Origin of the sequence: Mycobacterium kubicae, assembly GCF_015689175.1 — a bacterium.
GTDB lineage: Bacteria > Actinomycetota > Actinomycetes > Mycobacteriales > Mycobacteriaceae > Mycobacterium > Mycobacterium kubicae.
Map to the genome: position 1 here is coordinate 2,957,090 of NZ_CP065047.1, position 24,959 is coordinate 2,982,048.

28 protein-coding genes and 1 pseudogene are annotated in these 24,959 nt (G+C 64.2%); 13 read left to right on the forward strand and 16 right to left on the reverse strand.

Annotated features, from left to right (window positions below):
- Position 1: 1 nt before the first annotated feature.
- A complete protein-coding gene (locus tag I2456_RS13790) occupies positions 2-1,264 on the reverse strand; it encodes a sialate:H+ symport family MFS transporter (protein ID WP_139823161.1) in 1,263 nt (420 codons plus the stop codon).
- A 71-nt stretch (positions 1,265-1,335) separates the two neighbouring features.
- Between I2456_RS13790 and I2456_RS13795 the strand changes: the two genes are divergently transcribed.
- Positions 1,336-2,403 (forward strand): amidohydrolase family protein, encoded by a 1,068-nt coding sequence (locus I2456_RS13795; RefSeq protein ID WP_068023821.1) that lies wholly within the window; start codon positions 1,336-1,338, stop codon positions 2,401-2,403.
- Between the two features lie 49 nt (positions 2,404-2,452).
- Here I2456_RS13795 and I2456_RS13800 read toward each other — a convergent pair whose 3' ends face one another.
- On the reverse strand, positions 2,453-3,235 hold the full coding sequence (locus tag I2456_RS13800) for an enoyl-CoA hydratase/isomerase family protein (protein ID WP_085074253.1): 783 nt from the start codon (positions 3,233-3,235) through the stop codon (positions 2,453-2,455).
- 215 nt (positions 3,236-3,450) lie between these two features.
- Between I2456_RS13800 and I2456_RS13805 the strand changes: the two genes are divergently transcribed.
- Positions 3,451-3,873, forward strand: a complete 423-nt coding sequence (locus I2456_RS13805) for an anti-sigma factor antagonist (protein ID WP_085074252.1) — start codon at positions 3,451-3,453, stop codon at positions 3,871-3,873.
- 23 nt (positions 3,874-3,896) lie between these two features.
- Here I2456_RS13805 and I2456_RS13810 read toward each other — a convergent pair whose 3' ends face one another.
- A complete protein-coding gene (locus I2456_RS13810) occupies positions 3,897-4,364 on the reverse strand; it encodes a hypothetical protein (RefSeq protein WP_068023829.1) in 468 nt (155 codons plus the stop codon).
- Positions 4,365-4,518: 154 nt separating this feature from the next.
- Here I2456_RS13810 and I2456_RS13815 point away from each other — a divergent pair, with 154 nt between their 5' ends.
- Complete coding sequence (locus tag I2456_RS13815) at positions 4,519-4,830, forward strand: hypothetical protein (RefSeq protein WP_068023832.1); 312 nt, start codon at positions 4,519-4,521, stop codon at positions 4,828-4,830.
- Positions 4,831-4,842: 12 nt separating this feature from the next.
- On the opposite strand, the gene I2456_RS13820 is transcribed toward I2456_RS13815, so the two are convergent.
- Both I2456_RS13820 and I2456_RS13825 read right to left on the reverse strand, forming a co-directional pair.
- Entirely contained in the window at positions 4,843-5,337 is a 495-nt protein-coding gene (locus I2456_RS13820; RefSeq protein ID WP_085074251.1) for an SRPBCC family protein, read from the reverse strand.
- The gene (locus I2456_RS13825) at positions 5,337-5,966 is read right to left on the reverse strand and encodes a nitroreductase family protein (protein ID WP_085074250.1); all 630 of its coding nucleotides are present in this window, start codon (positions 5,964-5,966) and stop codon (positions 5,337-5,339) included. Before I2456_RS13825 ends, I2456_RS13820 begins: the two co-directional genes overlap by 1 nt.
- A gap of 164 nt (positions 5,967-6,130) precedes the next feature.
- Here I2456_RS13825 and I2456_RS13830 point away from each other — a divergent pair, with 164 nt between their 5' ends.
- Entirely contained in the window at positions 6,131-6,820 is a 690-nt protein-coding gene (locus I2456_RS13830; RefSeq protein ID WP_241007987.1) for a hypothetical protein, read from the forward strand.
- 4 nt (positions 6,821-6,824) lie between these two features.
- Positions 6,825-8,267 (forward strand): class I adenylate-forming enzyme family protein, encoded by a 1,443-nt coding sequence (locus tag I2456_RS13835; protein WP_085074249.1) that lies wholly within the window; start codon positions 6,825-6,827, stop codon positions 8,265-8,267.
- A 2-nt stretch (positions 8,268-8,269) separates the two neighbouring features.
- Here I2456_RS13835 and I2456_RS13840 read toward each other — a convergent pair whose 3' ends face one another.
- Positions 8,270-9,229: an NAD(P)H-dependent flavin oxidoreductase gene (locus I2456_RS13840; RefSeq protein ID WP_205880208.1), complete on the reverse strand. Its 960-nt coding sequence runs from the start codon at positions 9,227-9,229 to the stop codon at positions 8,270-8,272.
- Positions 9,230-9,237: 8 nt separating this feature from the next.
- Positions 9,238-9,630, reverse strand: coding sequence for a tautomerase family protein (locus tag I2456_RS13845; RefSeq protein ID WP_085074247.1), 393 nt, complete (start codon positions 9,628-9,630; stop codon positions 9,238-9,240).
- A 95-nt stretch (positions 9,631-9,725) separates the two neighbouring features.
- Here I2456_RS13845 and I2456_RS13850 point away from each other — a divergent pair, with 95 nt between their 5' ends.
- On the forward strand, positions 9,726-10,604 hold the full coding sequence (locus tag I2456_RS13850; RefSeq protein WP_085074246.1) for a LysR family transcriptional regulator: 879 nt from the start codon (positions 9,726-9,728) through the stop codon (positions 10,602-10,604).
- Here the strand turns inward: I2456_RS13850 and I2456_RS13855 are convergent.
- From I2456_RS13855 to I2456_RS13875, 5 genes are read right to left on the reverse strand one after another with little or no spacing between them, the layout of a single operon-like run.
- The gene (locus tag I2456_RS13855) at positions 10,601-11,047 is read right to left on the reverse strand and encodes an SRPBCC family protein (RefSeq protein WP_085074245.1); all 447 of its coding nucleotides are present in this window, start codon (positions 11,045-11,047) and stop codon (positions 10,601-10,603) included. The two genes, I2456_RS13850 and I2456_RS13855, sit on opposite strands and share 4 nt — an antisense overlap.
- A 45-nt stretch (positions 11,048-11,092) precedes the next feature.
- Positions 11,093-12,097: a zinc-binding dehydrogenase gene (locus tag I2456_RS13860; RefSeq protein ID WP_085074244.1), complete on the reverse strand. Its 1,005-nt coding sequence runs from the start codon at positions 12,095-12,097 to the stop codon at positions 11,093-11,095.
- A gap of 11 nt (positions 12,098-12,108) precedes the next feature.
- The gene (locus I2456_RS13865) at positions 12,109-12,534 is read right to left on the reverse strand and encodes an SRPBCC family protein (RefSeq protein WP_085074243.1); all 426 of its coding nucleotides are present in this window, start codon (positions 12,532-12,534) and stop codon (positions 12,109-12,111) included.
- Positions 12,531-12,857 (reverse strand): ArsR/SmtB family transcription factor, encoded by a 327-nt coding sequence (locus tag I2456_RS13870; RefSeq protein WP_068156781.1) that lies wholly within the window; start codon positions 12,855-12,857, stop codon positions 12,531-12,533. The genes I2456_RS13865 and I2456_RS13870 overlap by 4 nt, the downstream gene beginning before the upstream one ends.
- Before the next feature lie 49 nt (positions 12,858-12,906).
- A complete protein-coding gene (locus I2456_RS13875) occupies positions 12,907-13,617 on the reverse strand; it encodes a hypothetical protein (RefSeq protein WP_085074242.1) in 711 nt (236 codons plus the stop codon).
- A gap of 48 nt (positions 13,618-13,665) precedes the next feature.
- Here I2456_RS13875 and I2456_RS13880 point away from each other — a divergent pair, with 48 nt between their 5' ends.
- A complete protein-coding gene (locus I2456_RS13880; protein ID WP_085074241.1) occupies positions 13,666-14,388 on the forward strand; it encodes an MBL fold metallo-hydrolase in 723 nt (240 codons plus the stop codon).
- Positions 14,389-14,510: 122 nt separating this feature from the next.
- The gene (gene aceA, locus I2456_RS13885; protein WP_085074240.1) at positions 14,511-16,811 is read left to right on the forward strand and encodes an isocitrate lyase ICL2; all 2,301 of its coding nucleotides are present in this window, start codon (positions 14,511-14,513) and stop codon (positions 16,809-16,811) included.
- Positions 16,812-16,830: 19 nt separating this feature from the next.
- Here the strand turns inward: aceA and I2456_RS29140 are convergent.
- A pseudogene (locus I2456_RS29140) lies at positions 16,831-16,971 on the reverse strand (hypothetical protein); the annotation flags it as partial.
- A 491-nt stretch (positions 16,972-17,462) separates the two neighbouring features.
- On the opposite strand from I2456_RS29140, the gene I2456_RS13890 reads away from it, so the two are divergent.
- The 3 genes from I2456_RS13890 to I2456_RS13900 all read left to right on the forward strand — a co-directional run bounded on the left by I2456_RS13890 (position 17,463) and on the right by I2456_RS13900 (position 19,613).
- A complete protein-coding gene (locus tag I2456_RS13890; RefSeq protein ID WP_068033241.1) occupies positions 17,463-17,891 on the forward strand; it encodes a hypothetical protein in 429 nt (142 codons plus the stop codon).
- A 140-nt stretch (positions 17,892-18,031) separates the two neighbouring features.
- Complete coding sequence (locus tag I2456_RS13895) at positions 18,032-19,201, forward strand: LLM class flavin-dependent oxidoreductase (protein WP_068033240.1); 1,170 nt, start codon at positions 18,032-18,034, stop codon at positions 19,199-19,201.
- Positions 19,202-19,256: 55 nt separating this feature from the next.
- Positions 19,257-19,613 carry a hypothetical protein gene (locus tag I2456_RS13900; RefSeq protein WP_131811324.1) on the forward strand — a complete coding sequence of 119 codons (357 nt, stop codon included), beginning with the start codon at positions 19,257-19,259 and terminating at the stop codon, positions 19,611-19,613.
- A gap of 150 nt (positions 19,614-19,763) precedes the next feature.
- Here the strand turns inward: I2456_RS13900 and I2456_RS13905 are convergent, their stop codons facing one another.
- On the reverse strand, positions 19,764-20,243 hold the full coding sequence (locus I2456_RS13905) for a hypothetical protein (RefSeq protein WP_131811323.1): 480 nt from the start codon (positions 20,241-20,243) through the stop codon (positions 19,764-19,766).
- 300 nt (positions 20,244-20,543) lie between these two features.
- Positions 20,544-21,002, reverse strand: coding sequence for an SRPBCC family protein (locus I2456_RS13910; RefSeq protein ID WP_068156795.1), 459 nt, complete (start codon positions 21,000-21,002; stop codon positions 20,544-20,546).
- Between the two features lie 264 nt (positions 21,003-21,266).
- Between I2456_RS13910 and lipD the strand changes: the two genes are divergently transcribed.
- The gene (gene lipD, locus I2456_RS13915; protein WP_085074239.1) at positions 21,267-22,544 is read left to right on the forward strand and encodes a lipase LipD; all 1,278 of its coding nucleotides are present in this window, start codon (positions 21,267-21,269) and stop codon (positions 22,542-22,544) included.
- Positions 22,545-22,617: 73 nt separating this feature from the next.
- On the opposite strand, the gene I2456_RS13920 is transcribed toward lipD, so the two are convergent.
- Complete coding sequence (locus I2456_RS13920) at positions 22,618-22,989, reverse strand: hypothetical protein (protein ID WP_068156800.1); 372 nt, start codon at positions 22,987-22,989, stop codon at positions 22,618-22,620.
- A 136-nt stretch (positions 22,990-23,125) separates the two neighbouring features.
- Here I2456_RS13920 and I2456_RS13925 point away from each other — a divergent pair, with 136 nt between their 5' ends.
- Entirely contained in the window at positions 23,126-24,955 is a 1,830-nt protein-coding gene (locus I2456_RS13925; protein WP_085074238.1) for a fatty acyl-AMP ligase, read from the forward strand.
- The last annotated feature ends 4 nt before the right edge of the window (positions 24,956-24,959 follow it).

Consider the following 24,959-nt stretch of genomic DNA (forward strand, 5'->3'; position numbering starts at 1 on the left):
CTCACCTCACTTCGGTTGGCAGAAAAGCAGTTTCGTCGGTGCCGAAGCGGATCCCGGTGGCATCTTTGCCGATCAAAGTCAAAAAAGCGACCATCAACAGAACGGGCACGATGGTCGCCGCCAGAGCGAACGGGTAGCCGTGCGATTCGGCCAGACGTTCTTGGATAGGTAAGTTGAAAGCTGCCAGCAGATTTCCAAGCTGGTAGGTGACGCCGGGATACAGGCCGCGGATTGCGTCCGGAGACAGTTCGGTCAGGTGCGCGGGAATCACGCCCCATGCACCCTGCACGCACAGCTGCATCAAAAATGAGCCCAGGCACAACATCGCCGCGCTGTGTGAATAGGCAAAGAGCGGCACGATCGGCAAACCCAGCAACGCACAGAACACGACGGTGTAGCGCCGGCTGAACCGCTGGGAGAGCGTGCCGAAGAACAAGCCGCCCACAATGGCACCGACGTTGTACACCACCACGATCCACTTCGCGGTGGCGCTGGATAGACCGGCGCCGTGATCGGCGGTCGCGGTCAAGAAGGTGGGATAAACGTCCTGGGTCCCGTGGCTCATCCAGTTGAAGGCGGTCATCAGCAGCACCAGATAGAAAAACCGGCGCACGATCGCGGCTTCGCGCAACACATCCCGGATCCTGGTCTTGGTGACTTTCATCCGGTTCTGCGCGGCCTCCCACACCTCGGATTCCTCGACCCGGTATCGCAGGATCAGGCTGATCAAGGCCGGAACGATGGACAGCCCGAACAACCAGCGCCAGGACAGATTCAGCCAGTTCATCACCACCAGCGACGCCACCGTCGCCAGCAGGTAACCACAGGCGTAACCCTCCTGCAGCAGGCCGGAGAAGAAACCGCGCCGCTGCGCGGGAACTTTCTCCATTGCCAGTGCGGCGCCCAGACCCCACTCGCCACCCATGCCGATGCCGTAGAGCAGCCGCAGAATCACCAGCACGGTGAAGTTGGGTGCGAATGCACACAGGAAACCGACCACCGAGTAGAACGCCACATCGACCATCAGCGGCACCCGCCTACCCACCCGGTCGGCCCACAGGCCGAACAACAAGGCACCCACGGGACGCATGGCCAAGGTGGCGGTGGTGACGAATGCGACCTCGGTCTTGCTGTGGTGAAACGTCTTGGCGATGTCGGCGTAGACCAACACCACGAGGAAGTAGTCGAAGGCATCCATCGTCCAGCCCAGGAAGGCCGCGACGAACGAGTTGCGTTGGTCACTGGTCAACCGCTGTGTTGTCACGTCAGCATCGTGCAGTACCCGATGCCGCAACGCGACCCGGGGGCCAGCCGGCGGGAGTATGTTGCGGATGCATGCGGATCATCGATGCCGACGGGCACGTCGCGGAAAACCCGACCCTGGCGATCGAAGCACTCAAGCGCTGGCCCGAGCATGTCAAGCCCAGTCCGGATCGGCGGCTAAGGCTGATGATCGAGGGCCGCAACTATCCCGAAGACCGCGGCCCCGGCGCCGGCTGTCCGCCCGAACACGGCATCACCAAGGCCCCGGACATTCACTGCTCGAGTCCTGAAGGGGTGTTGGGCGACGCCGACCGCGACCACATCGACACGATGGTGCTCTATCCCAGCCTGGGATTGTGTGTCCCGACTCTGGAGGATCCAGCGTTCGCTGCCGGGTTCGCGCGCCTGTACAACCAGTGGATCGCTGATTACTGCGCATCGACTAATGGCAGGTTGCGTGGCGTCGGCGTGACGCCGATCGAACACGGCCAACTGGCCATCGACATCATGGGTGAAGCCAAAGAACTCGGGCTGGTCGCCACGCTGGTGCCGCCGGCGCTCAAGACCCGCAACCTTGATCACCCCGACCTCGATCCGTTCTACGCCGCAGCCGTCGAACTGGACATGCCGCTGGGCATCCACGGCGCGCCGGGCATTCACCTGCCCAAGATCGGGGTCGACCGCTTCACCAACTACATCCAGGTGCACTGCATCAGCTTCCCGTTCGATCAAATGACGGCCATGACGGCGTTGGTGTCCGGTGGCGTGTTCGAGCGCCATCCGCAATTGCGCGTCGCCTTCCTGGAAGCCGGCGCGGGCTGGGTTCCCTTCTTCATCGATCGCCTGCACGAGCATTTCGAGAAGCGCGGCGATTGGATCGATCGAGGCTGGCGGCGCGATCCGCACGACTACCTACACGCCGGCAACATCTGGGTCACTTGTGAACCGGAGGAGCCGATTTTGCCGGGAGTCATCGACGTGCTGGGCGACGACTTCATCATGTTCGCCAGTGACTACCCGCACTGGGACGGCGAGTGGCCGGAAAGCACCAAGCATCTGCGCAACCGTTCCGATATCAGCGAGGCCGCGCGGGAGAAGATCGGCGGATTGAATGCGCAACGCTTCTATGGATTGAACTGACCGCCACCACTGCTACCGCGTGACGTGCGCCGCGCCAGGCGACGCTGACTCAGCGACCTTGCCAGCGGGGCGGCCGCTTCTCGGCGAACGCGCGCGGGCCCTCTTTGGCATCCTCGGTGGCGAAAACCCGGTCACTGTGGCGGGTTTCGTTGACGTATGCAGCCTCCAGGTCGAGCGCGAGGCCTTCGACTGCTGATTGCTTGGTCGCGAAGACCGCGAGCGGCGCGTTGGCTGCAATGCGCTCGGCGTAGTCATAGGCGGTGTCCATCAACTGCTCAGCGGGAACCACCTGATTGATCAGTCCCATCGCGAGCGCCCGCTGCGCGTCGACCAGGTCAGCGGTCAACAACAACTCCATCGCCAGGGCGTAGGGCAGCTGCCGCGGCAGGCGCACCGTGCTGCCACCACCGGCGAACAAACCCCGCTTCGGTTCCATTACCGCGAAGCGCGCTTCTGGCACCGCCACTCGGATATCGGTGCAACCCAGCATTTCGAAGCCACCTGCGACGCATACGCCGTTCACCGCCGCGACAATCGGCTTGTACACGGGAAACCGGTGCAGCACGGCATGGATGGCGTCCTCTTTGTTCCACCCGTCGGGCTGGGGCAGATCGCCCGTCAACTCGGGGATGAATTTCTTGAGGTCCGCACCGGTGCAAAAGTCCTGTCCGACACCGGTGACAACCGCGACCCACGCGTCGGCGTCGTCGCGAAACGCGGCCCACGCGTGCGCCAAATCTCGAAAATGCTCCATATCGAGCGAGTTGCGCGCCGAGGGCCGATTGATGGTGATCGTGACTATGTGGGCACGCATTGTGTAATCGATGCTCACCGGGTCGTCCGTTTCGCTGATATGGAGCCGCCAATTAGGTCACAATGTGTTTCCGAGAGGCTCTGACGAGCCTCATTGACAGCAGAAAGTCGTTGTCCAGCCACGAGAATTGTCGTTCGGACATCCTATGTTGTCAGGCACTGTTAGACATATGCTTATTAACACGGGCTGATCGGCGACCACCGAAACTCCTCGACGACGGGACACTGCAGAACATGAAGACTGCCGCGGTCGGAACATCTTCGGTTTCTTCGAGCAGGTCGCCGGATGCGCAGCCCAGCGATTCGCTCAGCGGTCTGCGGTCGGTCACCGAAACCACCGGGTCGGCGGTCGTGGTTCGGGTGGGTGGTGACATCGACGCCAGCAACGAGGCCGTTTGGCGGCGCCTGGTCACCCGCAACGCGGCCGTCGCGATCGCGCCCGGCCCGTTCGTCGTCGACATTCGCGACATCGATTTCCTGGGGTCATGTGCCTACGCCGTCTTGGCGCAGGAGTCGGTGAAGTGTGGCCGTCGCGGCGTGAGCATGCGACTGGTCACCAGTCAGCCGATTGTGGCGCGCACCATCGCCGCGTGCGGACTGCGTCGTCTGTTGCCGATGTACACGTCAGTGGAGACCGCGCTGGTCCCGGCGGGCTGAGCGGTTTCGATAGCCGCCCTGTTTCAGGGCACGTGTTGGCCGGTTGGACCTAGCAGTCCGTTCAAGGCGCCCAGGTTGGCTTGCAATTGGCCGCCCGCGGCCGGTCCAGGCAACTCGGCGGGCGCAGGGGCGTCGGTGATCTGCCACGGCTGGCAGCCGTCGGTCTTGAATGCCTTGTCGGTCGCCTCGATTTGCACCGTCTGCGGCTTCTTGCTGAGCGAGTTGTCGATGAGGGCGCCGTCGGGATTCCCGAGCCGCTTCCAGTAGCAAGTGCCGTTGCCGACCGGTCCGGCGGTGCTGTAGGTACCCGGGGCGATCTCGGTGCCCACCGCAAAGGTGCCGTCGTGATCGATCGTCGTCTTGGGAGCCGGTGGCGGTGTCGGCGCCGGATCCGCACTCGCGAAGCCCGCTGACCCAGCGGCATAGCCTGCCAGAACCAGTGCCACCGCAGCGGTGCGCGCCGCAATCCGGGACCGTTCCGTCACATGCATAGTCGCAGCTTACCTAGCTGATCTTCCTTTTTCACCTGCGAGTCGGTGGCAGACCAGCAATGGCATTGGTCGGCGGAGCGCCGTTTTCGCGAAGACACAGGATGGGTAATCGGGCCGAAAGCACCATTTCACCGGCTGCTCGTAAGGAGACCTAATGCTGTGGCTGGCCATAACGCTGCTCGTGGTAAGCGTGGTGTCGTTCGCTCTGGGCTTGGTGCTTTTCACCAACGGGACTGGAGTAGCGCCGCATCGCCGGACGTCCGATGACCCGAGCGGGGTCAAGCGAGCCGCCGACCGAGTCGCCTGGCCGGATGTGTTTCGCCGGATGCCGAGCAGTCTGGCGGTCCTGATGAGCGAGAAGTCGGCCCGACATGAGCGAATCGCGGCCGCCGGATCGCTGTGCGTGATGATCGCCGTGATTGCGGCGGTCATTGCGGTCTTGGCACTGCTGGCCGCGTTCGTCTGAGCGATACGGCCGCTACGTCAGGCGACGAACTTGGCCGGCGTAACGAAGGGCATGTTCGTACGTATCGAGATTGTCCCGAGAGATCTTGGCGTGTACCGGACGCTCCAGCAAGATTCGCAGCACCGGGTTGTAGGCATGGTAGGTCTCATGAAACGTCAAAACGGTGGTGCCGTCAGGCTGCTCGGCAAGCTCGTGATAGCCCTCGGCGCGCGACCATAACGGCTTGCCGATCGCCACATATCGCGACAACTGGTTGATCCGAGCTTCGGTGACGGTTTCCCAGGAACGCCCGATGCCACCGGAAAGCAGGTATCTGGGCACGGGAAACACGCACGTGCGGACCAACCCTTCGCCGGCGTCGTTGCCCTCATTGAGGATCTCCATGCTGCCCGTGGGCCACTTGAGGACGCGCGGGCGCGGTGAATTCGGCGGCACCGGCGGATGCAGGACTTGCCAGACCTTCTCGGGCGGCGCGTCGATGTGGAAACGCACGGTGTAGGACTGCATCAGCCTTCTCCCCAGCTATCCCAGTAGGTGACGCTCTCTACCGGTGGACGCGTGGCCGGCCGAAACTGCGTACCGAGTGTGTACGCCACCGGGAAGAGCGCGGCCTGGGTGACCGTGGGAGGAATTCCGAGTATCTCGCTAACCTCGCGCTCCTTGGCCAGATGCATCGTCGTCCACACCGACCCCAATCCGCGGGACCGCAGCGCCAGCAGGAAGCTCCACCCGGCCGGAATGATCGACGCCCACGCCGAGGCGGACACGACCAGGTTGCCGTCGTCGATGCGGCGATTTAGGCACGGGATGACGTGCACGGGAACCTGGGCCAGTTTGTCGCTTAACTCCAGCGCGCTGCGATATACGCGCCTGGTCTGCGGGTCGGCAGCGGTGTCGGCAGCAGAGGCGAGATATTGGGCGCCGATGCTGCGGTAGATCTCGCCGATGGCGGCGCGTTTGTCCGGATCGGTGATGACCAGCCATCGCCAGTCCTGTGCATTGGACGCCGTGGGCGCCTGCATTGCCAGTCGGATGCACTCGAGAATGACCTCGCGACCGACCGGCCGGGAAAGGTCGAGCCGTTTGCGTACCGACCGCGTGGTGGTGAGAAGCTCGTCGACCGAAGCGATGTCCACAGCTCAGCGAACCAGACGCCCGAGCCGATTGTCCAGATCGCCGGCCGCCGTGCAATTGCGCACGTGTAGACCCTGACGCCGGTGCAATGAACCGCCGAGATACCGTTCGGGGAACGTGGGCGTTCAGAAAAAAGCGTCCCTGAGGAGGTTTCGGCGTGCTGTTCATGCACGAGGTACACAAGGTGCGCGGACGTGCTGAAGAAGAGTTTGAAGCTGCGTTCCGCAAAGGCTGGATGCCGATGCTGGCCGCCGGCGACGACGCTCGCTTGCTGTGGTACGCACACCATGCCCAGGGCAGCGGTCCCTCCTACACCGTGGTGACCGTGACCGCCATCAAGGACGGCGCGGCCTGGGAACGGCTGGCGTTGCGGGTGCAGCAGGGCGACTTGCACGAATGGATGCGCACCGTCGACGAACTGCGCCACGAAGTTCAGGCCAAGCTCTTGATGCCGCTGCCGTGGTCGCCGATCCAGGATGTCGCCTTCGAGGACATTCCGGTTGACGGACGAGAGCACGAACTGAGCCTGTATATGGAAGACACGATGTGGCCATATCAGGACAAGTTGGACGAATACATCGACCGCTGCGGTGAGGTTTACGCCCGCAGCATGGAGCGGACGACGTCCATGTTGAAGATCGAGGCGGCTTTTCAGCCCGCACTGGGCAGTCACCAGCGCCGCGAGGTGTCGTTGATGCAGCGCATCAACCGACCCGAAGCGCTGCTCGATCTGCTGCGCACCCATATGCCTCCGGAACATCGCACGCCGGGGACGTGGATGTATGACGCCTTGGACCTGCGCGACCAATGGACCAGCCGCCTGCTGCGCACCTCGGCGTGGTCACCGCTGTACTAGTCCCATGAACATCGGCACACTCATCGACGCGGCAGCGGCCGGCGATCCCGCCCGAACCGCGCTGATCATCGACGGCCGCGCGATCGGCTATGGCGAACTCGGCGAGGCGGTTCGCCGGTGCGCCGCGGCACTTGCGGCCAACGGTGTCGGGGTCACCGACCGCGTCGCTGTTGTGGACGCCGGCAGTGTGCTGTCCATCGCGACGGTGCTGGCTGCGGCCCGTATCGGCGCCGCTGCGGCGCTGATGAACCCGGCACTGACCGCGCCCGAATTGCGCGGACTGATGGCCAATGGCCGCTGCGGTGCGGTCGCGGTGGCCGGGGACGCATACGTCGGCCGGGTCAGGGACGCCGGCGCGCGAACCGTGTTGACCGAGGCAGATCTGGTGAACACCGCCGATGTAAACGTGCCACCGGTTGCAGACGATGACGCCCGAACGGCCTTGCTGCTGTTCACCAGCGGCACCACCGGCCTGCCGAAGGCGGTCGACATCGCCAGTCGACAGCTCACCATGCGGATCGGTCGTATGTCGTTGCCCTTCCACGCCGGGACGACACCCACCATCGGGATGATGTGCGTTCCTTTCTTCCACATCGGTGGCGCCATCGGCCTGCTCGGCAGCCTGTACTCGGGCAACACCGTGGTGGTGCAGAAACGATTTGACGCCGGAGAATGGTTGCGCCTGGTGTCGCAGCATCGAGTGACCGGCATGTTCTTGGTGCCGACGATGCTGCAACGCATCCTCGATCACCCCGACTTCGCCGCCACCGATCTATCCTCTCTGGCGGCCATTGCATACGGAGCAGCCGCCGCGCCCATGGCATTGGTACATCGCGCGATGGCTGCCCTTCCAAACGTTGCCTTCGCCAACGTCTTTGGTCAGACGGAGACCTTAGGCGCGTACACGACGCTGCTACCTGACGAACACCGTGATCCCGCCCGAGCGGGCTCCGTCGGCCGGCCGCTTCCCGGGGTGGAAGTGCGCGTGGTGGATCCGGAGACCGGCATCGACGTCGCGACCGGCGCCGTCGGCGAACTTTGGGTCAACACCAGTCAGAACGCCGTCGCCGGTTGGGTTCACACCGGTGACCTCGGCCGCCGCGATGCGGACGGCTACATCTATCCGGTCGGCCGGATGCGCGACACGATCAACCGCGGGGGAGAGAAGTTCGGACCCATCGAAGTCGAGGAAGCGGTGGGATCGCATCCCGCCGTCGCTGATGTCGCGGTCGCCGGAATCGCCGACGAGGAGATGGGCCAACGAGTGGGAGCCGCTGTGGTGGCGCGCGAACCGGTCACCCTCGAGGAATTGCGCGAGCACTGCCGCGAGCGGATCGCCTACTTCAAGCTCCCCGAACGGCTGGCGCTCGTGGACCAGATTCCCTACAGCGCAACCGGTAAGGTGAGTCGCGAACAGGTCGCCGCGTTGATCACCGGCGTGGGCTGACCTCACCGGTTCAGTATCCGGGCGGCGTCTCGCACCATCTCACTTACCAGGTCGGCGGCGGGACGAACGTCGTGAATACGACCTATCGCCTCGCCGACCAGCATCGTCACGACATCGAAATCCTCACCGGCGACGGCCTTTTCATAGGCGGTCAGAGTCTGCGGCAGCTGGTCCAACAGTTGCGATTCGTTGCCGTGCCAGGCGTCGATCAGCGCATTGCGCACCAGCCGCGCGTTGTAGGGACTCGACCACTGGCGTTGCCGGACAACGTCATACACCGTCGTACGGATGGTGTCATCGCCGCTGGCCGGGATCGCCCGCTGCTGGGCACGCGGTGATACCAGCGCCTCAGCGCTAGCCCAGAGTCGGGTGCCGACCAGAACACCGTCGGCTCCCAAGGCCAACGCCGCCGCCAAGCCACGGCCGTCGGCGACGCCCCCGGCGGCGACCACCAGTGTCTCTGCGGAGCGCTCGGCGACGAGGTCGACGACATCGGGCACCAGGGTGAAGGTGGACCGCGCGCTCATACCGTGCCCGCCGGCCTCAGTGCCTTGGGCGACAACGATGTTCGCGCCGGCGTCAAGCGCCTGCCGGGCTTGGTCGAGCGTTTGTACCTGCGCGGTGAGCGCAACGCCGGCGTCATGGATCCGGTCGGCGAACGGCCGCAGCTCACCGAATGACAGCATGACGGTCGCCGGTTGCTGCTGCAGGGCTAGCTCGAGCAAGTCGGGATCATGAGCCAAGCTCCAGGTGATGAAGCCGTATCCGACTCGGGCATGCCCAGCTTCGGCGATTTGCGCAGTTAACCACTCGCGGTTGCCGTAGCCCCCGCCGATGAGACCCAGCCCGCCCGCTCCAGTCACTGCCGCTGCCAGCCGACCGCCGGAGACTTCGGCCATGGGCGCCAGCAGTATCGGGTGTTCAATGCCCAGATAGTCGGTGAGACGAGTGGACAAGGGCAAGGCGGCACTCACTTGAGCTCTCCGGTGAGAAATTGCGCCCGGCCATGTCCGAACGACCAATCATCGTCGTCGTTTTCGGTGACCGAGATGATGAGATCGGCCGGGTCGATGCCGCATCGCTCGGCGAGATTGCCTGCAACGAGTTTGTAGAACCGCTCTTTGAGCTCTTTGGGCCGGCGCCTGCTCACCACGTGCAAAACGACTAGCCGAGCAGAGCGGTCTATACCCAGCCCGGTGTCCAGCGCAACGATTTCGTGAGCCGCATGGGTGCGCACCACCTGATAGCGGTCGCGCTGCGGCACTCCGAATGCTTCGACGACGGCATTGTGAATCGCGTCCAACAACCCACGCACCTCAGCCGGCTTCCGGCCCTCGATCAAGTCCACATACAGCAGCGGCATGTCGCCACCTCCAATTCGTCCTCAGTTGCCTCGACGTTAGAGCCGCCGGGAGCAGCTGTGAAATGCCTGTTGTCGTGCATCTATGCTTGGCACGCATGAATGCCGGAGAAACCGGCCGAATCGAGTTGCGGCACCTTCGCGCGTTCGAGGCCGTAGCCCGCCTCGGGTCGTTCACGCACGCGGCCGCCGAGCTCAACATCACCCAACCCGCGCTGACTCGTACCATCCAGCAACTCGAAGACGCGCTGTCCGTCACGCTGCTGGACCGCAGTTCGCGTCATGTAGAGACGACACCTACTGGGCGCACGTTCGTCGATTATGTCGAACGCGTCCTCGCCGAACTACAACGTGGTTTCGACGCCGTGCGCCGCCAAGCCAGCATTCGCCTCGGATTCAGCTGGTTGTTGCCCGACCCGTGGGCGCAGCACACCGTCGCGCGATTCGAGCAAGCCACCGGCACTCGGGTCACCCTGGTACGCACCGACGATGCGTTGAGTGACGTGCAGCAGGGCAAGGTCGATGCTGCCGTGGTACGCGGACACATCACCTCAGCGACGGTGCGTGCCGTGCATCTTTTCGACGAGTCGCGCGTAGCGGTGTGTTCGGTGCACTCACCGCTGGCAGACGAGGCTGAACTGCAATGGTCAGAGATTCCACACTGGCCACTGGTGGTCAATGTCACCAGTGGCACCACCGGACCGTGGTCCTGGCCTGCCGGCGCCGGACCTCAAACAGTCGTGGAGACAACCAATTTCGACGAGTGGATCGAGTCGGTCGCGGCCGGGCGAGGGTTAGGCGTGATTCCCGACGTCGCGGTCCGGCGCAACATCCATCCAGGGGTTCGGTTCATTCCACTGCGCGGAGCACCGAAAAGCCCGGTGGTGCTCGCCTTCATGCCGCGCACCCGCAACGCGGTATTGCGCCGCTTCGTCGAGGCGGCGGTGACCAGCGCCCAAGACTCTGCCGACGGCTAACCGCCGCCCTTTTTCACCTTCAGCACCCGCTTGCGCAGGCCCTCCGTGGCGGTGTCCATCAAACCCTTGGATCCCCTCTTGATCAGGAATCCGGGCACCGGCACGGTCGGGTCGACGGTGAGCTCGAAACGCACTCGGGTGGCATCGCCTTCCGGCGTCAGCGTGTATCGACCATCTTGCGCCCGTTGCTGTTTGGCGCTTACCAGCGTCCAACTCACTCCGTCGTCGTGGACGGAATAATCCAGGACCTGCTCATCGCTGACGCCGACGATCTTGACGACCTGCCGCGACTTCGTCGGACGGCCCTGATCGTCACGCTCGAGGATCTCGATCTTCTGATGCACCGAGGACCACTCGGGTAGGGCCTCCAGATCGAACAACACGTCCATGATCTCGTCGGGTGTCGCTTCGATGACGACTTCGCGGGACTCGGTGACAGCCATGCCGGAAACATAACCCGGCCCGGCTGCGCTGAAACCATCGGTCCGCTACGGCACCAGCACAACTTTGCCGACGTTCTCCCGCGCCGCCAGTATGCGATGCGACTCCGGCGCCTGCGCGAACGGCACGGCCGCATGGACCAAAGGGGCGACCGTACCGTCGTTCAGCGCGTCGGCCAGCGGCGTGATCCAGGGCTTGAGCGTGCCGCGGTCGTCCCAGAGCCGCAGCATGTTCAAGCCGATGACAGTCTTGGACTCCGAAAGCTGGTCGAGGAGGTTGAACCCGCGCAGCATGGCCAGGGCATGGGGGGCTGCTGTGCGCAGCGAGCGCTTTTCGCCCTGCTGCATATTCGAGATGCCGTAACCCACCAGACGTCCACCCGGACGGAGCAGCTCATAGGACCGCCGCAGCGACGTGCCACCCAACGCATCAAGCACGACGTCGTAGGGGTCCAGGCCCTTCCACCAGCCGTCGCGCCGGTAATCGATCGCTCGGTCCACGCCCAGCTCGGTCAACTTGGCGTGCTTTCCCGGCGACGCGGTGCCGTGCACTTGGGCGCCGGCGGCCTTTGCGAATTGGATGGCGGCGATCCCGACACCTCCGGCAGCCGCATGCACCAGCACCCGCTCACCGGCGCGTAGCGAGCCGTAACCGTGCAACGCCGCCCATGCCGTCGCGTAGTTCACCGGGACTGCGGCGCCCTGCTCGAAGCTCATCGTGTCTGGGAGAGGCACCGAATCGGCCGCCGCAACGTTGACGATCTCGGCGTAGCCGCCGAATCTTGTTCCGGCGAGCACTCTTTGGCCGACGTAGTCTTGGTCGACCCCGTCTCCGACGGAATCCACCGTTCCCGCGACTTCGTAGCCCACCACGGCGGGCAGCTTGGGCGCGTCGGGGTAGAGCCCGACCCGGGCCAGGTGATCGGCGAAGTTGACCCCAGCAGCACGAACGATGATGCGCAGTTGGCCCGGCCCGGGCGGCGGCGGATCAGGGCGCTGTTGCACCTGAAGGACGGATGGGTCGCCGTGCTTGGTGATGACGACTGCACGCATGATTCCTCCTTTTACTGCGGCTGACTTGCCGGTCCCGAAACCGCTGCAACAAGTTTGGGAAGAACAACGTCGCGCCAGCCGGGCGCCATTCGGGCGAAGGCGTCGGCCATCCTCTTGTCGTTCAGATCGAAACCGCTGTGCTCGAGAAACACTCGCGTGCCGTCACCTTCGGCCTCCAGGCGCCAGGTGAGAGTCCACGCCGCGGTGAAGGTGTATACGAAGCGATTCGGCGCGTCCACCTCGACCACTGTGCACGGTTGCTTCCCGTAACCGGGCATATCCAAGGTGAATTGGTGACCGACGACCGCAGCCACTTGGCCTTCGGCCCACCACATCCGCATCAACTCTGGTTCGGTCAAAAACCGCCACACCTTTTCCGGCGGAGCGGCTATGAATTGATCGACGCGGATGGTGGCGGGTGCGGACGTCTCGGTCATTCGAACTCCTCTGCTATCTCTGCGAGCGCCGTCAACCGTGCGCGCCAGAACTTTTCGAACGGATGCAACCATTCACCCAGCTCGGCCAACGGTTCGGCGGTCAGCCGGTAGATGCGTTTGCGGCCCTGCGGCTCGGCAGCCACCAGCCCGGCTTCACGTAACACCTGGAGGTGCTCGGCAACGGCTGGCCGGCTGAGCTCGAACCGTTCACTGAGTTCTCCCGCCGACAGCGGTTTGCACGTCAGGATCTCAAGCAGCCTGCGCCGCACCGGGTTCGCCAACGCAACAAAGATGCCGTCACTGACGCGGTCGGAGTCGGGCACGCCCGAATATATGTCGGAAATTTCCGACGTGTCAACTAGCTCCGCTAGGTCACTTGCCGGCGAACCACGCCGTCACCACCGAGCGAGTCTCAGGCGGAGGCAGGCGGGGCTCACCGGACCCAAGCGAACCGACCTCGACGGTCCACAACGCCTTCGAGCGATCGATCGCCGAGGCCTTTCCATCCGGCCTGACCGGAACCAATACCGCCGGAGTCTCGTTTGGGCAGCCATAGGCCCCGACGAGCCCGTCGTCGCGGCCGCCCCAGGCGCCTCCGTTACGGAGCCGACATTGCGTGCCATCGTCGAGCAACAGCGCGAAGGGCGACGGCGTAGGCGGCGGCTGCACCCGCCCGAGCGGGGCAGTGGTAACCCGATGCAGGCCCTTCGCCCATGGGTCGTCGACACATAACAGTGTTCCGGGCGTCGACGGCCAACACACGTCAGCAGCGGCTGCACTGGGCGCACACGAGTAGATGTCGGCCGCAACCGCGGCCGGCGACGCAACGCAGCCGAAGACATCAGCGGCGTTGACCGGAGCCGAGACCAGCTCCTGGTAGCCGTTGGCCGGTTTGCCCGTCCCGTCGACGGCGACCACCGTGATGATTTGCGTGCCCTTCGGAGCGGTCGTTGAGCTCGACGTTGGCGGCGCGACGACCGCAGTGCCCGGCATCCGGTAATGCAGGAAGGACCACGTCGTTGCCAGAATGACGAGGAGCACACCGACCGCCAGGCCGACCCATCGCCAGGATCTACGCGCCATGGCCGAATCGTACTGACCGGTTCAAGCGGTGCGGATAGGTTTTCCCGTGTGCATTTCCAGTGGGAGCAGCTGGCCGACGGCGTTCACCGGTGTCGGCTGGCGTTCTGCGACGTCACGATCGGGTTGGTGTGGGGGAGCACCGGAGTGCTGTTGATCGATACCGGCACCACGCTCACCGAGGCCGCCGCGATCGACGCCGATGTTCGCCAGCTTGCCGGGCGTGCGGTCACACATGTTGTGTTGACGCACAAGCACTTCGATCACGTCCTGGGCAGTTCGCACTTTATCGGAGCCGAAACCTACTGCGCGCCAGAGGTTTCCGAGTGTCTGAGGTCGAGTAAGGCTGAGCTGCGTGCCGACGCCTTGAGCTACGGCGCGGATGCGGCCGAAGTCGACCGCGCCGTCGCGGCTCTGCAGCCACCGCGGCACAGCGTGTACGACGCCATCGTCGACCTCGGGGAGCGCAGCGTCCGGGTGACCCATCTGGGTGGCGGTCACACCAGGTCTGACTTGGTCGTGGTGGTCCCCGCCCGTCGTGCCGGGGCAGGACCCACGGTGGTGTTCACCGGGGATCTCGTCGAGGAGTCCGCCACCCCCTCCATCGACGAGGACAGCGATCTGGCGGCTTGGCCGATAACGCTCGATCGGCTCGTGGCTACCGGTGGGGCACAGGCGGTCTACGTCCCAGGCCACGGGCGCGTAGTCGACACGAGATTCATTCGTTCCCAGCAGGATTGGCTGGCACGCCGCGCACGGCAGGCGCACGGCTGACCTTTGACCGGAACACCAGGCTGCGCTGGACAAATACGGGGTCGATGGGGTGATTTAGCTCACTCGATCGGGGCTACACTCTGTCCGTCAGGGGAATCGGGGCGAAATAGGAGCGTAGGGCCATGGCCATCGCCGAAACGGACACTGAGGTCCAAACACCCATCCAACAGAAATTTCAGCAGGACATAGCCGCCACGCAGCAGTACTTCGACAGTCCGCGGTTCGACGGAATCATCCGGCTCTATACCGCCCGGCAAGTGGTCGAACAGCGCGGCACGATCCCCAACGACTACACGGTGGCGCGTGAGGCGGCGGGCCCGTTCTATGACCGGCTGCGCGAATTGTTCGCGGCCGGCAAGAGCGTCACCACCTTCGGGCCCTATTCACCGGGGCAGGCCGTGACGATGAAGCGCATGGGCATCGAGGCCATCTATCTGGGCGGGTGGGCCACCTCAGCTAAGGGCTCCACCAACGAAGACCCGGGCCCCGACCTGGCCAGTTACCCACTGAGCCAGGTGCCTGACGATGCTGCGGTGCTGGTGCGCGCACTACTGACCGCCGACCGTAACCAGGAGTATCAGCGGCTGCACATGAGCGAACGGCAGCGTGCCCTGGTGCCGAGCTACGACTTCCGGCCGTTCATCATCGCCGATGCCGACACGGGCCACGGCGGTGATCCGCACGTGCGCAATCTCGTTCGACGCTTCGTCGAAATCGGCGTGCCGGGTTACCACATCGAAGACCAGCGTCCGGGCACCAAGAAGTGTGGCCACCAGGGCGGCAAGGTGCTGGTGCCCTCCGACGAACAGATCAAGCGTCTCAACGCCGCCCGTTTCCAGCTCGATGTGATGCGGGTGCCAGGCATCATTGTGGCCCGTACCGATGCGGAGGCGGCCAACCTGCTCGACAGCCGCGCCGACGAGCGTGACCAGCCTTTCCTGCTCGGGGCCACCAACCTCGACATCCCGTCCTACAAATCGTGCTTCCTGGCGATGATGCGCCGGTTCTACGAGTTGGGTGTCAAAGAACTCAACGGGCACATGCTCTACGCGATGGCCGAAGACGAGTACGCCGGCGCCAACGCGTGGCTCGAGCGTCAAGGACTGATGGGCGTGATTTCCGACGCGGTCAATTCGTGGCGGGACAACGGCCAGGAGAACATCGACGATTTCTATGACCAGGTGGAGTCACGCTTCGTGGCCGCGTGGGAGGACGACGCCGGGTTGATGACTTACGGCGAGGCCGTGGCCGATGTGCTCGCCTTCGGGGAAAGCGAAGGCGAACCCGTCGGCATGACCGCCGACCAGTGGCGGGAATTCGCCAGCCGAGCCTCGTTGTTCTCCGCCCGTCAGAAAGCGAAGCAGATGGGCGTCGATCCTGGTTGGGACTGCGAGTTGGCAAAGACTCCGGAAGGTTATTATCAGATCCGCGGCGGGATTCCGTACGCGATCGCCAAGTCGTTGGCTGTGGCGCCTTTCGCCGACATTCTCTGGATGGAGACCAAGACCGCCGATCTGGCCGACGCCCGCCAGTTCGCCGAGGCGATCCACGCGGAGTTCCCGGAGAAGATGCTGGCTTACAACCTCTCACCCTCCTTCAACTGGGACACCACCGGCATGACCGACGAGGAAATGCGGCAATTCCCAGCAGAATTGGGGAAGATGGGCTTCGTCTTCAACTTCATCACCTACGGCGGGCACCAGATTGACGGCGTTGCCGCCGAGGAATTCGCCGGATCACTGCGGCAGGACGGCATGCTCGCCCTGGCTCGCCTGCAACGCAAGATGCGCCTGGTCGAATCGCCCTATCGCACGCCGCAAACTTTGGTCGGAGGGCCACGCAGCGATGCGGCCCTGGCGGCTTCGTCTGGCCGGACGGCGACCACCAAAGCGATGGGCAAAGGCTCAACTCAGCACCAGCACCTGGTGCAGACCGAGGTGCCCAAGAAGTTGCTGGAAGAGTGGCTGGCGTTGTGGAGTGAGTACTACCAGCTGGGCGAGAAACTCTCCGTGCAGCTACGGCCTCGCCGCCCCGGCTCCGATGTGCTCGAGCTCGGGATTCACGGTGCTAACGGTGAGCAGCTGGCCAATGTGGTCGTCGACCCCATCAAGGACCGGCACGGGCGCAGCATCCTGCAGGTGCGCGATCAAAACACCTTTGCCGAGAAGTTGCGGCAGAAGCGGCTGATGACCCTGATCCACCTGTGGCTGGTACATCGGTTCAAGGCTGACGCGGTCTATTACGTCTCTCCGACGGAAGACAATCTGTATCAGACCTCGAAGATGAAGTCCCACGGGATTTTCAGCGAGGTCTACCAGGAGGTCGGCGAGATCATCGTCGCCGAGGTGAACCGCCCGAGGATCGCCGAGCTGCTGGCCCCTGACCGTGTGGCGCTGCGGCGGTTGATCACCAAGGAAGACTGACTTTTACAGCGTCGCGCTCTTAGAAGAACAGCCCCGATAGGTTGTGGCCGAAGTTGGCCAAGCCGGAAACCAGGCTCTCCGCCGTGAACGGCAGGACGCCGGTGTTGGCGAACCCGGAGACTCCGCTGCCCAGGTTCGAGAACCCGGACAGGAGTCGGCCGTTTGCAACGCGGCGAAGTCGTTGGGTAGCAACAGACTAAATGGTGGACCGAAATCCCATTCGCGTGAATGAGGGCCGTTGATGACCGGAATTGACGAGGGTGCATGCCCGGTGTGGAGAACGAGCCGGTGGTAGCTAACTAATCTCAGAATGCTTTACGGAATCCGAGCGCGTGATCAGCGGCCAACGTCAACATCTTTCCTCCGCTGCGCGGCGGGTACGTCCATGTGGCGCAACGGTTTAGGCGCGCCGCACGACCCGTGTGGTATAGCGGCAAGAGTCCAAACATTGACTAAGCCCGGAGCGCATAGAATCGCGTCAGGTTTGTGTCGCCGAGCACCCGCGAATCAGAGCGCGCAATGAAATTGCCATGCCTCTTTGATAACGGACTCGCCAGGAGCCGAAGTCGACTCCTGGTCGTTTCCTCCGACGTGCGACCGGGTATGGGAGGGGGAGACACCGTGCGACGTCCAGTGAGATTGGTGAATCTGATGAGATCTGAAGCCAGGACAACCTTCGCGCTTCTGGGTGGCGGCGCCATGCTTGTCATGGCCGTCGCTTGTGGCGGCGGCGACAAGGGTCCCAGCAGCAGCAGCACGACCCCGACGACGACTACAACCACTCAAACCGCACCCTCGAGCGTGGCACCGTCCGAGACCGCGCCAGGTACCGGCGGGGGTGGCGGTGTGCCCGGCGGTCCGACCGGTGGCGGTGGACCCGGTGGTGGGGGCGGCGGCGTGCCCGGTGGTCCGACCGGTGGCGGCGGACCCGGTGGTGGGGGCGGCGGCGTGCCCGGTGGTCCGACCGGCGGCGGCGGACCCGGCGGCGGAGGCGGCCAGATTCCGGGCGTCGGTGGCGGTGGTGGCGGACCCGGCGGCGGCGGTGGCTGCGTCGGCAATATCTGCGGCAGCATCCCGTGATTGCGCGGGGTCACTGACTCGAACGAACCTCCGAAGCCGGTGGGGCCAGGGCTTGGGCTGGTCCCACCGGCTACGGCTGTTTGACCTAGAAGCAGTTCTCAGGGGTTAAGGTCGGTCAAGCCGATCGCAAGGAGCCCCGCATGGCCAAGCTGAGGTTCGGATATTTCATCGCTCCGTTTCATCGTGCCGGCACCAACCCGACGTTGGCCTTGCAACGAGACCTCGAGTTCGTCGAACATCTGGACGCGTTGGGGTTCGACGAAGTGTGGCTTGGTGAGCATCACTCGGCGGGCAGTGAAATCATCAGTTCGCCGGAAATCTTCATTGCAGCGGCAGCGGAGCGGGCCAAGCGCATCAGGTTCGGCACCGGCGTCATCTCGCTGTCGTACCACAACCCGCTGTGGGTGGCCGACCGGCTGATGTTGCTCGACCACCTGACCCATGGCCGCATCATCGGTGGCGTGGGTCCCGGGTCGCTGCCCACCGACTCGGCGATGATCGGACTCACTCCCACCGACACCCGTGAGCTGTTGGAAACCAACCTCGATATCGTCGTGCGCTTGCTGGCAGGAGAGACGGTGAGCGCTAAGACGCCCACCCATCAACTTTTCGACGCCCAGTTGCAGCTCGCCCCGTATAGCGATGGTGGAATCCCGTTGGCTGTCGCCGGTGTCGCCTCGCCGACCGGAGCACGACTAGCCGGCAAGCATGGCATCGGCCTGCTTTCCATCGGGGCAACGTTGGTCATCGAAGGCTTCGACGCGCTCGCCTATCACTGGAACATCGTCGAAGAGCGCGCGGCAGCGTTCGGCACGCAGGTCGACCGCAAGGACTGGACGTTGGTCGGGCCATTCCATATCGCCGAGACCGACGCCCAAGCGCGTGCCGACGTAAAGTTCGGCATCGCACCGTGGTTCAACTACTTCCAGAAGGTGGCGGCCTTTCCCCAGATGACGATGCCCGGTGACCAGCTCGACGACATGATCGACGTCATCAACGAAAACGGCGCGGGTGTGATCGGTACGCCCGAACGGGCGCGCGCCCAGGTGCAGCGACTGTGGGATCAATCCGGCGGGTTCGGCTGCATGCTGCAGATGGGCCATGAATGGGCCAACCCGGCGGCCACCAAACGATCCGCCGAACTGTTCGCCGCCGAAGTGATGCCGCACTTTCAAGGATTGGCGCAGCCGACGCTGGACGCGGCTGCGCGTGCCGGCCAGGCGCGCGACCAGCTGGCGCAGACCCAGTTGCAGGCCATCGAGCACATGACCAAGAAGTACCAGGACGAACTCGGTTCGCGGGACTCATAGCGTTGCTACAGCTGCCACCCAGCGCGGCGCTAACAACCGGATGCAAACCGGATAGATGAGCACCCAATCACTGCGCGACCACGCCCGCCGATTCGATCTCACGCATCTCCTCCTTGCAGCGATCGCAGCCGCAACGCTGATCGCGCTGTGCCACGGCACGCATGCCGGCAGCACCGCTGTGCAAGCCGTCCGACTGACCGACACTACGATCTCCCAGGCACCGCCCAATCTGCTCGGCGGCGGATTGGCCACCGATGACGGCGACGATCAGGCCCAGCAGCAAGCGCAAATAGCCCTGGAACAGATGCAGCAGGCCGAACAACAGGCAGAAGAGCAGAACGAGTTGGCCACCCAAGAGGCCCAACAGGCCGAACAACAGGGTCTGGAAGTCGAACAACAAGCCGGCCAGTAGCCGCAGCGGCCCGCCATCGGCTGAAGGCTAGCTCGATGCGCGCCCGGCCACCTTCACCAGTTGGCGCGCACGGAATCCGGGATGTGCACCTCTCCGGCTAGGTAGTCCGGTTCCGAGGCCATCCCGATCGATGGCCTAATCAATTGCTGGTCAAGGGTTTTCGGTGGTCACTGGGTTGGGAGTCACCGGATTCGTTACACCGGGGAGTTGCCCGGGCCATGGCGGCAGCGCGGCATTCGGTTCAGCCACCGGCGCAACTTCTAGCGGAACACATTTCTTCGCGGTGAGCGCGTTCTTCCATGCGCCAGGCGGATTGGGTGCGGCCGACAGCGAGCCATCGGGGCAGCGGAAGGAACAAGAACCCTCCAGGACTCCCACCGGAGTGATGACCGAGGCGCTGAACAGGAGCACGTTGACACCGCCGACACCCTGCACGGCGCCGCCGCCGTACTCGCAGTGCCAGCGACTGCCGTTCTCTTCGACTGGGAAGTCGCACCAATAGTGGTAGGCCCCCATCTCCATGCCCGACCCCCCCACCCCGGGATAGTCACACAACCCGGGGCCGGGTACATTTCCGCCCAGATCCGCCTGCGCCGTGGGAGCACTCAGGCTTAGCGATGCAGTTGCCACTATGCCGAGAATGGCGACTCTCTTCATCTATTCACCTCTTCAAGCGACCGAGGTTCACCGCCGCATCATGTGCGGTTACCCGGTCGGGCAATCACCACGATGCTTGGTATTTCTCACGTCCCGCTAGCTCACCTTAACCTTTGCCGCCGCCGGTATTGACCGGAATCCTAATGACCGCGCCTTCATTTCGGTCGAGGACCAACGTGTATCAGCTAGCTCGGCTCGCATGCCATTTCGGCGTTACTAGGCCGCCGATTATCTTGCAATCCCACACAATGGCGCTATGGCGGCCGCTGGACATTAGCTCGGCTCGCGTTCGGCCGCCTTGACCAGTTGGCCGGCGAAGTATTTGACGGCACCGCCCAGTGCCCCTCGCATCAGCGGGCCGGTCCCGCGTACTTTCTCGGTGAACGAGCCGCTCCAGCGAATATCGGTGCCGCCGGCCCGATTCGGGCTGAGAACCACTTCCGCAACGTAGTCGGTTACCGGGGTTGTCGTGCCGACCAACTTGTAGACGTGACGACGATCCTGCTCGTACTCGACGGTCTCCTCCTGGACGAATACCGGCCACATGCCGAGCTTGCGAATTGCTCCAACACCACCTGGGGGCGGGTCGCCCTGTCGTACCCAGCTTGAGGTGACGACGATCGGCTTGGCCCACTTCGCCCAGTTGCCACCATCGGTCACCAGCCGGAACACCGTCGCCGCGGACGCGTTAGTGGTCTTGGTGACTTCGAACGAGTATTTGCGATTCGACATGCGTGACTCCCAAGATGGCCGAACAGTGTTGCCGCGTACCCTACCGCGCACCGGACCCCGGACCATGCGGGCCGACTTCGACCAAGGGGCCGATCTCGCATGGTTTGCCCGCCGACACTCGCAATCGTCGATTGGGTTGGTGCCAGTTAAGAATTGATGGTCACGACCGGCAATTTGTTAATGGGTTCTCCCATCGCTGAGACACCGCGCTGAAAACAACAATCCCGTGCACACGACCCGCCCTGGGCTGCAATTATGCTCGGTATGGCAAAACCGTCCATACTCACCGCCGATAGTGGCTTGCCGTCCGGCGTCCAAGGTGCTTGCGATTCGCGTTTTCTATCGGTCATCCGCGCATTCGCCGGCCTCTACCCCGGCCGCAAATTCGGTGGAGGAGCGCTCTCGGTCTACATCGACGGTCGTCAAGCCGTCGACGTGTGGACGGGTTACTCTGACCGTGGCGGCGAGATTCCCTGGACGGCAGACACCGCTGCCATGGTGTTCTCGGCCACTAAAGGGTTGGCTGCCACCATCATTCACCGATTGGTCGACCGCGGCCTGCTGTCCTATGACGTTCCGGTGGCCGAATATTGGCGCGAATTCGGCGCCAACGGCAAGGAGGAGATCACGGTCAGCGATGTGTTGCGTCACCGCGCCGGACTGTCGCACCTCAAGGGCGTCGGCAAGGACGAGGTCATGGATCACCTGCTGATGGAGGAGCGGCTGGCCGCTGCTCCGCTGGACCGGATGCACGGAAAGATGGCCTACCACGCCATCACCTACGGTTGGTTGCTGTCTGGTCTGGCCCGGGCGGTGACCGGCAAAGGAATGCGCGAATTGTTTCGCGAAGAGCTCGCCCGCCCACTCGACACCGATGGCCTGCACTTGGGCCGCCCGCCCGCCGACGCGCCGACGAAGGTGGCGCAAACCTTGTTGCCGCAGGCCAAGATTCCCACACCGCTGCTGGACTTCATCGCGCCCAAGGTGGCTGGGCTGTCCTTCTCTGGCCTGCTCGGCTCGATCTACTTCCCGGGCATCCTGTCCATGTTGCAAGGCGACATGCCATTCCTGGACGGTGAGCTACCCGCTGTCAACGGGGTGGTCACTGCGCGCGGATTGGCCAAGACGTATGCCGCGCTGGCCAACGACGGCGTCATCGACGGCACCCAGCTGTTGTCGTCCGAGGCGGTGGCGAACATGAAGGGTAAGGCCGAACTCTGGCCGGATTTCAACCTGGGTATCCCTTTCACTTACCACCAGGGCTACCAATCTTCGCCCGTGCCAGGGTTTCTCGATGGCTATGGCCACATCGGGCTAGGCGGGACCGTGGGATGGGCGGACCCCGAGACCGGCAGCTCATTCGGCTATGTGCACAACCGCCTGCTGACGATGTTGTTGTTCGACGTCGGCTCCTTCGCGGGATTGGCGCCGCTGTTGACCAACGCTGTCTCGGCAGCCCGCGAGGACGAACCGCTCGAGGTGCCGCGATTCGGGGCGCCCTATCACGCTCCCGACGAACACGAGCCCGCCGCAGGCGAGTAGCCCCGGGCCGTCCCGGCGCGAACGTGCACCGTTGTACGCCCGGTCCGGCGTGTCGCCGGACAGACACGCACGCTCACCGGATGAACAGCCAAACCAGGCCGGCGGCAAGCAGCAGCAGCACGATCCAAATGGCTGCGCGGGTGACTCGTGATTGGCGACCGAACCACTGGCGCAACTGGACAAATCGCCAGTCGGTCCACGCGTACGCGCCCGCGGCCCAGTCAGCTTCGACCGCTAGTAACCGCAATGCAATCAGCAGCGCCGGGATGCCTAATTCGGGCAGCACGACGATCAGGGGGATGGATGCCACCAACAAAACGCCCCCAAGAACAGCCAGGAAAGCACGCAGTGGCCTGGGCCGGGCACGACCCCGATCCCGGTACGCCAGCACCCGGGCAAGCGCCGCCTCGCGCGTCGCCGCGCTGCGGTCATCGGGTGAATCCACGAAATGCTCCTACTCGGCGGGGTTGGCCCACGCCGACTTCAGTAAAACGGCGCGGTGTTCTGGACCCGAGCCGGGGTGGCCAGGGCCACATCACGCTTACCCCGGCGACGGCTGTTGGGCTTTATAGACTGCGCACATGGGTCGGGATGCGTCGGTTCGAGATGGCTTGTTGCAGATCGAAGACTGCCTCGACGACCACGGCGCCATTTCGCTACCACCGGGCACCACGCTGATATCGCTGATCGAGCGCAACATCAATTACGTCGGCAACTCCATCGCTTATCGCTACCTCGACCACAGCGGGACGGGGGACGGTCACACGTTCGAGGTGACCTGGGCCCAATTCGGTGTGCGATTGGCGGCCATCGGCGCCCGCGTGCAGCAGTTCGCCGGTGCGGGCGACCGAGTCGCCATCCTGGCACCACAGGGCATCGACTACGTCGCCGGCTTCTACGCGGCCATCAAGGCGGGCACCATCGCGGTGCCGTTGTTCGCCCCCGAACTGCCCGGACACGTCGAACGGCTCGACACCGCCCTGCACGATTCGCAACCGACGGTGGTATTGACCACGGCCGCGGCCAAGGGCGCCGTCGAAAATTTCTTGACCGATCGGGTTAGTTTGCGCAAGCCCGAAGTCTTGACCATCGACGAGATACCCGACTCCGCCGGCGAGTCACTCGCCCCTGTCGAGTTGGACATCGACGCCGTTTCCCACCTGCAGTACACCTCCGGCGCGACGAGACCCCCGGTCGGAGTGGAGATCACCCACCGCGCGGTCGGCACGAACCTGGTGCAGATGATCCTGTCCATCGACTTACTCAATCGGAACACCCACGGTGTCAGTTGGTTACCGCTCTACCACGACATGGGCCTGTCGATGATCGGCTTTCCGGCTGTATACGGGGGTCACTCGACTCTGATGTCGCCGACCGCCTTCGTCCGCCGGCCGCTGCGGTGGATCCACGCTTTGTCGGAAGGGTCCAAGACGGGGCGGGTGGTCACCGCCGCGCCGAATTTCGCCTACGAGTGGACGGCCCAGCGCGGCCTGCCCGCCGAGGGTGATGACGTCGATCTGAGCAACGTCGTCCTGATCATCGGTTCCGAGCCAGTCAGCATCGACGCGGTGACCACATTCAACAAGGCGTTCGCGCCCTACGGGTTACCGCGCACGGCGTTCAAGCCGTCCTACGGCATCGCCGAGGCGACGCTCATGGTCGCCACCATCGACCATGCCGCACACACGTCGGTCGTCTATCTCGATCGGGAGCAACTTGGTGCGGGTTTGGCCGTCCCGGTGCCCTCCGATGCGCCCAACGCGGTCGTGCAGGTTTCATGTGGTCAGGTGGCGCGCAGCCTGTGGGCCGTCATTGTCGATCCGGAGACGGGCAGCGAAATACGGGACGGCCACATCGGTGAAGTCTGGTTGCAGGGCGACAATGTCGGCCGGGGTTATTGGCGACGCCCTGCGGAAACCAAGACGACGTTCCGCGCCAGGTTGCATTCGCAGCTCAGCGAAGGCAGTCACGCCGACGGCGCTGCAGTAGACGGAAACTGGCTGCGCACCGGGGATCTCGGCGTCTACCTCGACAGCGAGCTCTACATCACCGGGCGCATTGCCGACTTGATCACCATCGAGGGCTTCCACCACTACCCGCAGGACCTCGAGGCCACCGCCGCGGAGGCCTCGCCGATGATTCGCCGAGGATACGTCACTGCCTTCGCCGTTCCCGCGGACGGCGCCGGCCAACAACTGGTGATCGTGGCCGAGCGGGCGGCCGGCACGGGTCGGGCTGATCCGGCGCCGGCCGTCGAGGCGATCGAAGCGGCGGTGTCACACCGCCATCGGGTCCGCGTCGCAGACGTGAAGTTGCTGCCGGCCGGCGCTATCCCACGCACCACCAGCGGCAAGCTGGCTCGGCGGGCATGCCGGGCGGAATACCTGAACGGCGCACTGGGCGCCCACTAGGCAA